Origin of the sequence: Bacillus sp. GZB (genome assembly GCF_001975995.1) — a bacterium.
Lineage (GTDB): Bacteria > Bacillota > Bacilli > Bacillales > Bacillaceae > Bacillus > Bacillus velezensis.
Genome location: NZ_MTQG01000010.1, coordinates 962,399 through 975,813, shown reverse-complemented (window position 1 = coordinate 975,813; position 13,415 = coordinate 962,399). Strand labels below are relative to the sequence as shown.

Annotated in this window: 1 protein-coding gene; it reads right to left on the bottom strand. The window is 50.2% G+C overall.

Annotated elements, in window-relative coordinates; all coding sequences use genetic code 11:
- Nucleotides 1-7 precede the first annotated feature (7 nt).
- Nucleotides 8-13,414 (bottom strand): type I polyketide synthase, encoded by a 13,407-nt coding sequence (locus BXO87_RS04960; protein WP_076851234.1) that lies wholly within the window; start codon nt 13,412-13,414, stop codon nt 8-10.
- Nucleotide 13,415 lies beyond the last annotated feature (1 nt).

Here is a 13,415-nt window from a genome sequence, read left to right as displayed (position 1 = left end):
TCCTCTCTCATTTAAATGCTTTCCAAAACATTTTTTTCGCAGGAAGCTCTTGTTTCTCCGCTAGTACGTCAGGTTCTTTTACCAGAGCCTTACGTCTTAATGACGGTACCGGCAGCGGCTTTCTTTTCATTCGGGTATCTTTTTCTTCCCAAGCTTCCAGAATGACGTGGGCGTTCGTTCCGCCGTCGGCAAAGCAGTTGATGGCTGCTGACGGTCTGGATGCATCCCATTCGCCGGCTGTTTTATGAAAATGAAAATCTGTCTTTGTTATATCAAAATGCGGCATCGGTTCATCTCCTGAGAGGAACGGAACCGTTTGTTTATGCTTCAGCATTAATACGACTTTAATGAAGCTTGCGATGCCTTCTGCGCAAAGCGGATGCCCGATGTTCGGCTTAATTGACCCGATGCCGAGCGGAACATGCTGGCCAGAGCGGTATACGGATTGAATCGCCTTCAGCTCAAGCAAATCAGTTACAGCGGAACCCGATCCGTTTGCTTCGATATAACTGATGTCTTCCGGCTTTTTGCCGCTTTTGAAAAGCGCGCTTTGCATGACATCTTTTTGCGCCTGCATATTAGGAGCTGACGGGCCTGCCGTTCTGCCGTCATTGTTCATGGCGGCGGCCTTAATGACCGCGTGTATCGTGTCGCCGTCTTTTTGCGCCTGGCTTACTGTTTTTAACAGCACCATGCCGACGCCTTCACCGAGGACAACTCCGCCTGAACGCTTGTCAAATACGTGAAATGCCGGCTTTTCGTTTAACAGCCCGCGCTCTTGGAACATCCGGTGCGCCGCATCCGTGTTCAGCAGGCTGACACCGCCAACTACCGCCGCTTTGATATCGCCGCTCCTCAGTGCCTGAACGGCCATGTTCATTCCTGTCAAAGCCGATGAACAAGCCGTATCAAGCACGATGCTCGGCCCGCGCAGATCAAAAAATTGCGAAACGTTTGCCGCTAAATAATTCTGCCCGCCCGCAACGATCGGGTTGCGGGTATTCGCAAGAATTTCAGGATCAGGCTGATGCTGGCTGCGGCCTCCGATATACACACCGGCCTCTATACCCTTGATTTCTTCACGGGAATAGCCGGCATGGCACCAAAGTTTCAAGCTCTCTTCCAACACCGCCAATGCCTGAGGGTCCATCGCTTTCGCGTCGTTTTCCGGAATGAAAAAGAATTCGGAATCAAAGTGATCCATATTGTCAATCAATCCCGCAACGTATTGATTTGCATATCCGAAACGTTCCGCCGGGACGAAGCCGATTGCGGACCTGCCGCTTCTCAGCAAGTCCCAATATTGTTCTAACGATTCCGCTCCCGGAAAACGGCAGCTCATTCCGACGACGGCAATGTCTTCAGTTACGGCATCACGCTTTTGTTCAGTGTGAACCGTTTGTACGGCAGCCGGAACCAAGATTTGTGTATCAGGCTCCTCCCTTTCTGCAAGCAGCGGCTGCCCATTGGATACAAGCCATTCGGCAAACGCGTCAATCGTCGGATGTTCATATAAAACAGACGGATCTAAGTCCTCTTTGAGCGCTTGATTCATTTGCTGTAAAAGCTGCGCTAAAATGATCGAATCAACCCCGTAATCCTGAAACGGTTCGTCTGTTTCCAGTTCTTCCGGAGCGATTTTCAGCTCATCGGAAAACAGTTTCACAAGCCACGCCTTCGTATCAAGAAGCAGTTCTCTGTCTGAATGTTTTTCAGCGGCTTTGCCGTTTACTACGGCTTTTTGTGTTTTCTCTTGACAGAGCAGCCTGTCAGGATGCCATTCGCTCCGATCAATGATAGCCGGCAGAACGGACGGGCGGATGTTTTCAGATAAAATGCGGTCCAGCAAGTCAAGTCCTTCCGCGTTGGACAGTCCCAGCAGCCCGGTCTGCTTCAGGCTTTCTGTGCGGACTTCACCCAATCCGGTTTCCTTCCAGTTCGGCCATTGAATGCTGACTAACGGATATTGATGCTGATGAGCCGCCGCGAAATAATCCATGTACGCATTTGCCATCGCATAATCCGACTGTCCCGCCGCGAGCGCCGGAACGACTGCAGATACTGAAGAAAATAAGACAAAAAATTTCAAAGGATCATTTGTGAAAAGGCTGCTTAATGTTTGAAGCCCGGCGACTTTCGGTTCCAGCACTTCTTGTATATCGTCGGCAGTCTTTCTGATAAACGCCGGATTTACTGAATTAACCGATCCCGCACAGTGAATGACGCCGCCTATCGGTCCCATCGTGCGCCGGATCGTTTCAATTTCCGCTGCCGCCGCATCATGATCAGACAATTTCAGACTGATCACCGCCACCTGCACTCCTTTTGCTTCAAGCTCTTCAATCGCCCGTATCTTCTCTTTCAGCCTCGTATTAACGGCTGACCGTTCATCGCGGGGAGGAATCGGCTCCCTGCCTGTCAGCACTACTTTTTTCACGCCGTGTTTTTCTGTGAAATGGCGGGCGCATAAGAGACCCAGTCCCCTCGTGCCTCCGGTAATGAAAAGCACATGGTCTTCAGGAAACGGTGCGGGCTTATGTTCTGCTCGCTTCCCGCTTGGAATCTCCCTGAATAAAGCACGGTATCTCTGTCCGTTTCGGCGGCAGATTTCCGGTTCTGTGCTGTCCGCCGCAAATTCATCTGCAATCTGTTTGGCAAGCGTCTGCTGATCCGTATCTGTATCGGCATCCATGTGTCTGGACGTCACGTTTTGATACTCATTTTGAAGCATTCTGTACAGGCCGCTTTTTGCCGCTCCTGCAAGATGAATCGTTTTCTGCTGAAATGGCTCCAAGCCTTTTGTTACATATAGCAGCGTCAGCGGCCGCGCCTGCCGGCGGCTTGTATCAATCAGAGTCTGGAGCCGGCTGATCCCTTCCAGTGAAGGGTCTTCGTCTCCGCATCCCGTCAGATCGATTGCGCCATCTATGTGATTCCAATCGCTAGCTGCAGTGTCAGCCGAATCGACCGGGAGAATGAATGAGTCAGCGAAATGCTTTGCAGTCTCTTCGGCTAGCTCCGCTGTTCTTCCATCAGCCAGAATCATGACCGTCCTGCCGCTTTTCTCACCGGCCGAATCGATCTCACACGGAACCCATTGCTTTTCTAAAAGCACAGCCTCGCGCCGGTCTTCTGTTTCCTGCGGTATGACTTTCGGCTCAGGCAGCCAGTACGGCTCCTTCGCAAACGGATAAGCCGGCAGACTGATTCTGCGGGGTTTTTCGCCTTGATAGAGTCTGTCCCAGTCCATCTGGAGCCCTTTGGCCCACAATTCTGCTATTTTGGCGTATTTTTTCTTATCGAACCATGACCTCACAAGCTGCTTCAGGTCATCGTCCGTTTCAAATGCTTTGATTTCTTTTTTAGCCGTTTTGATATGGGCTTGATATATCCCTTCACCCGTATTTCCGTTTACAAAATCGGTTAAACGGCTGACCAGTTCTTCTCTCGAACCGGCTGTAACCGCAAGACGGTAATCCATCGCATCACGCCCGGTTTGAAGCGTGTACGCCATATCTGAAAGATTGATATTCTGATTGGCTTTTGCAAATTCGATCACAGACTCGGCATAGGTTTTTACCTGAGGCGCTTTTTTCGCCGACAGCACAAAAATGTTTGTCTCATCAGGCTTACGGCTTCCCCGGTCTTTCGGCTGATACTCTTCGATAACGAGATGAGCGTTTGTGCCGCTGTAGCCGAATGAGCTGACACAGGCCCGCCGCGGTGCTCCGCCTGTTTCCCAAGGTTTGAGTTCGGTATTGACAAATAAAGGCGAGTCATCGAAATCAAAATGTTCATTCGGCGTGCTGAAATGAAGGGTCGGCACAAGCTGCTGATGCTTCATCGACAGCAGAACCTTCTGGACGCTTGCTACACCTGCCGCCGCCGACGTATGCCCAATATTCGATTTAACCGAACCGATGGCGCAAAATTGTTTGCGATCCGTTTTTTCCTTAAATACAGAAGACAGGGCTTCTAGTTCAATCGGATCCCCCTGCTTTGTGCCGGTGCCGTGCATTTCCGCATAGGTGATGCTCTCAGGGTGGATGTTGTGCGCTTCATACACTTGACGCTCTAAATCCATTTGGCTTTTCGCGCTTGGTGCGGTAATGCCGTTGGTTTTTCCGTCCTGGTTAATTCCAGATCCGATAATGACTCCGTAAATATGGTCTTGATCGGCTTCCGCATCTTTCAGCCTCTTCAAAACGAGCGCCCCCGCGCCTTCGCCGGGCACAAATCCGTTCGCACTGTTATCAAATGCTTTACATTGGCCGTCAGGAGACAGCATTCCGGCTTCACACATGCTGATGTATGATTCAGGCGTTAAATACAAGGTGACACCGCCGACAAGCGCCATGTCAATTTCATGATTCAACAGCGCCTGACGCGCCAAATGAGTCCCGACGAGAGATGAAGAGCATGCCGTATCAATCGGAATGGCCGGCCCTTTCAAATTGAGATAATAAGGCAGGCGGGCCGCCGCGATGCTGAAACTGTTGCCCGTCGCGCTTCCTCCTGTCTGATGTTTGTTTAACATCATGCCATATTCATTGTTCATAATCCCCAAATAAACGCCGCAATTTTTCCCGTTTAATTCTTTTGAGCTGTAGCCCGCATCTTCAAAGGCTTTAAAACCTTCCTGTAAAAATATCCGGTGCTGCGGGTCCATAAGTTCCGCTTCAGACGGAGATATATTAAAGAACAGCGGATCAAACTCTTCAATACCGTCAAGCATACCGACTGATCTGCAGTATACTTTGCCCTTCTTGTTTAAGGCCGGATCATAGTATTTGTTTACATCCCAGCGGGAAAGCGGGATGTCGCGAATGGCGTTTTTCGCACGGGCTAAGTTGTCCCAATACGTCTTTAGGTCCGGCGCATCCGGGTACTTGCCCGACATGCCGACGATGGCTATCGCGTCCGCTATCTCATCTTTAGGCTCCCGTTTGGCCTGCACCGGTTCAGGTTCCTTTTGAACCGTTAATCTCTCAGGCTCGGCAGGTGTTTTCTCCTGCAGGGCATGTTGCTGCGTAAGCGGCTTTGGACGTACGGGAACCGCCTGTTTTTTTCTGCCGCGGACGGACGGCTGCGTACGCAGAAAATCGGCAAATTGGCGGATTGTCGGATAATCATACACTTTCGTTACGTTACAGTCCGTGCCGTACCGTTTATTGACGGCCTTTATCCATTCAAGACCGGTAATCGAATCCATACCCAAGTCAATAAAGGCCTCATCAATATCTACTTCATGCCGCTCCATGTACAATACATCAGCCAGTGCTTTTGATAACTCGTCATGCACCGCTTCAATCGGTTCTTCCGGTTCGGCGGAAGCTGCCGTTTCAGACATCGCCTCCAGAATATCCGCTTCTGCTTGGATTACCTGCTGTTTATAAGTGTTTAAAGGCTGCAGCATGATGTTTGACGGTTTTTTCACGGCCTCTGTTTTCTGCGGTTCGGTTGCTTCCTCAAGGATCGGTTCTGTTCCGAGCTCTTTTTGCAAGAAGGCCGCAAACTGGCGGATTGTCGGATAATCATATACTTTCGTCACCGTAAGAGACGTGCCGTACGTTTTATTAACGGCCTTTATCCATTCAAGACCGGTAATTGAATCCATGCCGATATCAATAAATGTGTCGTCTGCGTCGATATCGTCGGCATCCATATATAAAACGTCTGCCAAACTTTCGGTCAATACGGCACTTACTTTTTCAGCGGAAACCGCCGGACGGGAAACAGACTGTACGGTTCTTTTCGGTTTCGCGCCGCTCAAAGGCTGCAATGAAATGTTTGACGGTTTTTCTTTGGCAGTCTCCTCGTGAAGAGTTGTTACTTCAATGACCGGTTCCGGGACGGCCGCCGGTGCGATCGGCGCAGACTGTGTGTCGGCCGGTTTTTTGACAGCTGCATCTGCTGATATGTCGATCCAATAACGGTCTTTTGCAAACGGGTAGGCCGGGAGACTGATTTTTTGCGGTCTGCCCATTTGATACAGCTTATCCCAATTCAGCGGAAGACCCTTCACCCAAAGCTCTAATACCTTTGCGGCTTTGCCTTTTTCAAGCCATGCCTCAATGGTTTTTTCCATGTCCTCATCAGCCGCAAACAGCGCCATCGTGTCTTTATTCTGTTTGACTTGTCCGCGGTAGAGCTGGTCAATTGACTCCTTGCCGCCCGTAAATTCGTCAAGCTTCTCTTCAAGCTCGCGCAAATTGCTGACAATCATTCCGAGACGCTCTTCCATCGGTTCACGGCCGATTTGAAGCGTATATGCGATCCGGCTCAGATCCGCTTCCCGGTAACGCCCGCTCCGCAGCGCATCAAGAAGACGTTCCGCCCGTTTTTGAAGCCGTTGCTCATTTTTCGCGGAAAGGACGATCATCGACGGATGAGGCGCGGCAAAAGCCGTCTCCTTATCCTCATCAGCGGAATATTCTTCGATGACGATATGAGCGTTGACGCCGCCGGCTCCGAATGAGGAAAGTCCCGCGGTTCTCGGCAATTCCTTATCATTTATGACCGGTCTTTTCCACTCTTCAAGCGTCTGCTGCACTTTAAACGGCGTACTCGGAAAATCAATATTCGGGTTAAGCGTCCGGGAATGCAGTGACGGCGCAAGCTTCTTGTATTTCATTTGCAGCAGCACCTTCGTCAGCCCCGCGATGCCCGCCGCGCTTTCACAGTGCCCGATATTGGATTTCGCTGAGCCGATAGAGCAAAACTGTTTATCTTGTGTTTGTTCTGAGAAGACTTTTGTCAGACCCGTGATTTCAATCGGATCGCCGAGTGAAGTCCCGGTGCCGTGGGCTTCGATGTAGCTGACCGCCCTCGGATCGGTTCCCGCGTCTTTTAACGCCTGTTTGATCACCGCGGCTTGGGCGTTCGGATTCGGTACGGAATACCCGTTTGTTTTTCCATCATGGTTCACGGCCGTTCCTTTGATCAGGCCGTAAATATGATCACCGTCCGCTTTTGCTTTAGAAAGCGGCTTAAGGAGTACGGCGCCCACTCCTTCACCGGGCACATAACCGTCTCCGCCTTCTCCGAAACTTTCACATCTGCCTTTGCTTGATAAAAATCTGTTCTGACCGAGCATCAAATATTTATTCGGATGAACGGATACATTGACGCCCCCGGCAAATGCTGCTTCGCATTCCCCGTTCCGCAAGCTTTGGCATGCCAGATGAATGGCTGTCAAAGAAGAAGAGCACATCGTATCCAGAGCCATGCTCGGACCGTTAAAACCGAATACATAGGAAGCCCTGTTCGCAATTGATGACGGATTTCCGGTCAGCGCAAGCGATTTTCCGCGCGCCTGTTCTTCGGCTCCGTAAAGCTGATATTCCTCATACATGACGCCGACGTAAACACCGACATTGGCGCCAAGCAAATCACCCGATTTTTCCGTGAGCTTTTTGCGCGTGTAACCGGCATCTTCCATCGTTTCGTAGACACATTGCAGGAATAACCGCTCCTGCGGGTCCATCAATTTTGCATCCCGGGGTGAAATAGAGAAGAATTGCGGATCAAATTTGTCCACGTCTTTCAAAAATCCTCCCCATTTTCCGTACGTCTTGCCTTCTTTATCTTTATCAGCGTCGTAATAAAGACTGTGATCCCAGCGATCGTTTGGAATTTCGGTTATGCAGTCAGTGCCTTCACTCAAGTTCTTCCAAAATTCCTGAAGGTTTTCGGCCTGCGGATATCGTCCTGACATACCGATAATCGCGATATCTTCACGCTCCGTCAGCTGCTGATTTTTCCGCGTGTCTGGACGGACTTGCGCAAAGCCTTTTTTGCCTTCATTCCGTTTGGAAACGGGCTTTACTTTCGCTTTCTCAGACAGCGCCGGTTTGGCTGCAGGGGTTTCTTCTGTTTTCATCCCGGTCACTTCCAGCAGCGTGTCCCGGTGTGCTTTCATAAAATACTGCGCCAGCGATTCGATATTCTGATATTCGAAAAACAAAGTTTTTGATAATGAACCGAAGCTCTTTTCCAGCCGGCCCGTCAAATGCATAATCATAATCGAATCAATACCGTAATCTTCCATAGGCGCCTTGGCGTCAATTTTGCCGACAGGAAGTTTGGTCACTTCCGAAAGCACTTGTTTCAAGAAATGCTCCGTTTTTTCTGCAAGCATGTTCTCTCCGCCTGCTGTAAGACCTGCCGTTTCTTCCGTTTCGCTGCCCTTATTCGGCTGATCATCCGCTGATTTTTTCAGAAACGCCCGGATTTTTGCGGCGTAGCCTTCCGTCACCATGACTTGGGATGTGTTTGCCGCCCACCCGCGGTACAAAGCATGAATGCCGTTTTCTGTTTGCATAGGGACCATGCCGCTTTCTTTTGTCAGCATGGCTTCCGTTTCAGCATCAACCGTCATGCCGCCGTCTTTCCAAAGCGGCCAGCAAATTGAAAGGGTGTGTCCATAGCGTTCATTTCGGGCTTTTTTACGGTTTCTTTTTTCACTGAAGGCGTTCATAAACGCATTGGCCATCGCATAATCAGCCTGGCCCGCGCTTCCGGCGCTTCCGGCTCCAGAAGAGAAAAGAATCAGAAAATCAAGCTCAATGTCCTTTGCCGCTTCATCAAGATGAACCAGTCCGGAGACTTTCGGCGCCAGTACATCACGGATTTCATCCTTGTGCTTTTTCAGAATATAGTTGTCTTTTATCGTTCCGGCGCTGTGAATGATACCGTTTAATCCGCCGTACTGCCGGCAAATGTCCGCTGTGAGCGATTGAACTTCTTGTTTTTCCGTTATGTCCGTTTGTTTGTACACGGCTTGCGCGCCGAGATCGGACAGTTCTTGAAGCTGGGCTTTTTTACGGTTATCCAACAGAGAACGCCCCGTTAAAATAAGAACGGCGTCTTTTGCATGCCGGGCGATTTCTTTGGCGAACAAAAATCCGAGACCGCCTGCACCGCCTGTGATCAGATAAACACCTTTATCCTTCCACGGCTTTTCGGCGCCGAACTGTTCAAGCCCTGTTTCCTGCCATTGTGCCGTATAGCGCCTGCCGTTTTCATAGCGAATATGCTTGTCATCAGGATGAGCGCTGCATTCTTTTACATATCGTGACAGCGTGTCTGCCTTGACGTCCGGCTCCAATTCAATCAGCTGGCCGGTCAGGTTCGGGTTTTCAAGCGCCGCTGTTTTCAAAAGCCCCGTTAAGCCGCAAAGGAGCTGCGTATCCGCTTCTTGAGGCACGACAATCTGAATGAGCTCGCGCCCGCCGGAATTTGAAGCGAGGATTTTCTTCACTTCTTCGAACGCTTGAAGCGCACAAGCCTCAAACCGTTCGTCTTCACTCTTATGCTGATCACGGAGCACATGACAGCTGAAGTCTGTCTGTATGCTGTTCATTTGATCCGTAAACCGGTCAGATATCATCACGTGACGGGCTTTGAAATGGATCGGCGCTTTTTCATGTACAGCGGCCTTCTCTTCCCATACGTGTTCAAAATATAGTGTATCTGTTTTATCCGTTTCAATTTCCCGTGCGGAATAACCAGTCATTTTCACACATACATTGCCTTGTTCGTCACATACATCAATATCCAGCTTCTGCACGGCATCTTCAGGCTTGCTTTCACCGCTGTACGCAATGGATACCCACATATCGCTTTTACAGCTTTTCAACACATCAATCTGTTCGAGAGCAAACGGCAGCATCGGGCGTATGTCAGTCCCGTCTCTGTCAAGCATTAACCCGATTGTCGCGTGGAAGGCTGCATCCAAAAGGCTCGGATGGAGGACAAACTGATCTTTTGTATGAGAAATAGATGACGGGAGTGAGAGCTTTGCGAGCACTTTGCTGTCTTTTGCATAGATTTCCGTGACCGCTTTGTGAGCATCCCCGTATTCAATCCCCATCTGTTTGTATGCCTGATAGCAAGCGTCAGGTGTGATCAGACGGCGTGACTCTCTTAATTTGTCAATCTCGATTTTGGCCGGTTCGCCCGCTCGGACAAACGCCGCGCTTCCTTGCGCATAGAGAACGGACTCTTGTTCCGAGGAAGCCGATTCACTGTAAACCGTAAATCCCATCTCCCCATTTTCTTCGTCATAAAGACGGAGATACAGTTCTGCGGACTCATCCGCCGCTGTAAACGGACGTATCCATACGACATGTTTCAGACGGACTGTTCCTTCTTCCTTCGTTTCTGCCGCGTGTTCAACAGCCGCCCTAACCATTTCCAGATAAGCCGCGCCCGGTAACGTCCGCTCGTTTTTGACGACGTGATCTTTCAGGTAAAATTCTCCGCCGCTAAACGCAGAGCGGAAACGGACGCCTGACATGTTTGATACATTTTCATGCAGGAGCGGATGCAGCATGCCTGCATTTTTTTGCGGCAGAGATTCTCTATTCTCCGCCTTCGGCACCCAATACCGTGTTTTTTCAAACGGATATGTCGGCAGGCTGACCCGATTCGGTTTGTTTTCTCCGTATAAGAGATTCCAATCCATTGTTCCTCCGCCGGCCCACTTCTCAGCAATCATCTCCAGACTTCCGGAAGAAAGCCATTTATGTATCAAGTCCGGAGCAAGCTCTGCCTGTTTCGTTTTATCAGCTCGGTTCCGCCAGCACCCGCTGACCGTTTTACCCGCCAGAAAGCCTTCCAGCCGCTCTTTGAGCTGTGTTATATTCTGTGCGGTGAACGCAACCCGCTCCTCCATCTGTTCACGGCCGATCTGAAGTGTATACGCCGCATCCTCAAGCGGCAGGCCGGGATGAATAAATGCAGACAGCTTCGCAACGTACTCTTTTAGCCGTTCTTCATTTCGGGCTGAAACCGGGAAAATGAATGTCTGTCCTTCCGCCGGTTCAGCATTTGTTCCGAGTGATTCTTCCGGAATAAATTCTTCCAGAATGAGATGCACATTTGAACCTGTCGCCCCGAAAGAACTGATCCCAGCACGCCGGGGATATACGGTTTCGTTTCCGTTTTCCTTCACTGAAGGCTGCTGCCACTCTTCGGTATGATGCTGGACGTAAAACGGTGATTGTTCAAAATCTAAATACGGATTCAGCTCCTCGGAATGAAGAGACGGCACCAAAGTTTTATGGTGAAGCTGCAGGGCAACTTTGCTTAAGCCGCTGATGCCCGCCGCCGACTCCGCATGGCCGATATTGGACTTCACTGATCCGATCGAACAGAACTGTTTGTCCTGTGTGTACTGGCGGAACGCTTTGACAAGGCCTTGAACCTCAATCGGATCGCCGAGAGAAGTTCCCGTTCCGTGCGCCTCAATATAACTGACCGTGCGCGGATCGATGCCCGCTTTGTCCAGGCATTCTTCAATCAAATCGGCTTGAGCGACAGGGCTCGGCACGGAAATTCCGCTCACTGTCCCCACGTGATTGACGGCACTGCCCTTTATCACCGCATAAATCCGGTCTCCGTCTTTTACCGCCTCCCGCAGCGGTTTTAATAAAACGGCACCGATTCCTTCAGCCGGTACATAGCCGTCTCCGCCTTTCCCGAATGTATGACAAACCCCGTCTGTTGAAAACATGTCCCATAAACCGTATGTCAGATATTTATTCGGATGCAGCGACAAGTTGACCCCTCCGGCAACCGCCGATTCACATTCCCCGCGCCGAATGCTTTCCGCAGCAAGGTGAACCGCAGTCAGCGAAGACGAACAGACCGTATCGACCGCCATGCTCGGCCCGTGAAAATTGCAAAAATATGAAACTCTGTTTGCGATTTGCGCATAATTAAGAGAAAGCGGGAATACATGATCTTTGGAAGAAGCTTCAGCACCGACCAACGTATAATCCTTATGCATCACCCCTGCGAAGACGCCGACGCGCTGTCTCTTATTCCGCCCGCGCGCCTCTGCGAGCGACTTCGGCGTATATCCGGCATCCTCAATCGTTTCCCAGCATGTTTGTAAAAACAGCCGTTCTTGAGGGTCCATTGTTTCAGCTTCCCGCGGCGTAATCCGGAAAAATTGGGGATCAAAGCAATCCGGATCATCAATAAATCCGCCCCATTTTGAAATGCTCTTCCCGGAAGGCGACTTTACATTTTCAAACCGGCGCCAGTCCCAGCGAGACTCCGGAATTTCGGTAACACAGTTTTTTCCTTCTTTCAGGTTTTCCCAGAATTCATGAATATTTTCGGCCTGCGGGTAGCGGCCGGCCATGCCGATAATCGCGATATCTTCATCTTGCGGAACACTGCTTTTCCGCCTTTTTTCTGTTTGCGTCTCAACCGGCTTCTCCATTTTTGCCGGAGACGCGCTGAAATGGCTCCCGTACTGCTCAGTCAGGAAAGCCGCCAGCTCTGCTGCCGTCGTATATTCAAACAGCAAAGTCGGAGAAAGGGTTTCGCCGATTTTTTCGCTGATCGTTTCGACGACGTCAAGCAGTCCGGACGATGTCAGCCCCATTTCATAGTAGCCGACTTGAGAATCAATCTGTTCAAGCGGCTTGCCGATTTTTTCCGCCATCAGATTCATGACATACCGCTCTGCTTCCTCATGCGGGTGTCCGCCTTCAAGCGATGCCGCAACTTCCGGTAAACCGGCTTTTTCAGGAGACTTCTCAGCAGGCTTACGGTCTGTATTGATCAGCTCGGCATCCCGCACGAGCTTGCTTGTGAAATCTTTCAGCTCGGCTACTTTCCGGCCGGATGCGTTAAAAAACTCCAGTGTAATGTAAATAAGCTCCTTTTCCTGCCGAAGCGACGAACGTTTGATTCTCGTGATGCAGCCGGCCTGCAAAGGTTCAGAAGCTGTAAAAGATTCGTAGAAAAGAGGCAGAAACAGCCTCTTTTCCCCATTTAACAACGATGAGATCAATAGGTTTGCGCCGACGCCGCTTCCGTCAAGAAGAGTCGGATGGAACAAAAACCCTCCGGCCTGTCCCATCGCGTCTTTTCCGAGCGATACATCAAAGGTGACGCCATCCCGCTCCTCAAACACTTCTCCTTCTGCTTTCATATATCCGCTGTGAACCAATTCCTGGCTTCTGCATTGTGCATACAGCTCATTTAAATTGATTGTGCGTTCCGCCTCGCGTTTGACAGAGTCAAGATCAAGCGTGTCACTGAAAACTGCGGGTGCCGTCTCGTGCATTTCCGCTTTGACGTAAATACGTTCTTCCGCCTGAACTCGTCCGCCGCTGACCTCAGCCCCTTTTGCGGTAAGTTTCCAGCGCCCTTCTTTTACCTTTGTACATTCAACCGTAAGCTTGACGGCGCTGTCTTCTTTCGCAATAAGCGGCTGATATATGGATAAATGGCGCAGCTGAAGCCCGTCGTATGAATAGCCGCGCTCTTTGAAAATCTGATAAAACATATCAATATAAGCCAATCCCGGAAGGACTTTTTGTCCGTAAACGTCATGATGTAAAATAAACGGATTTTTCAGCGATAAAGTGATTTGCTTATTGAAGTTCTTCACG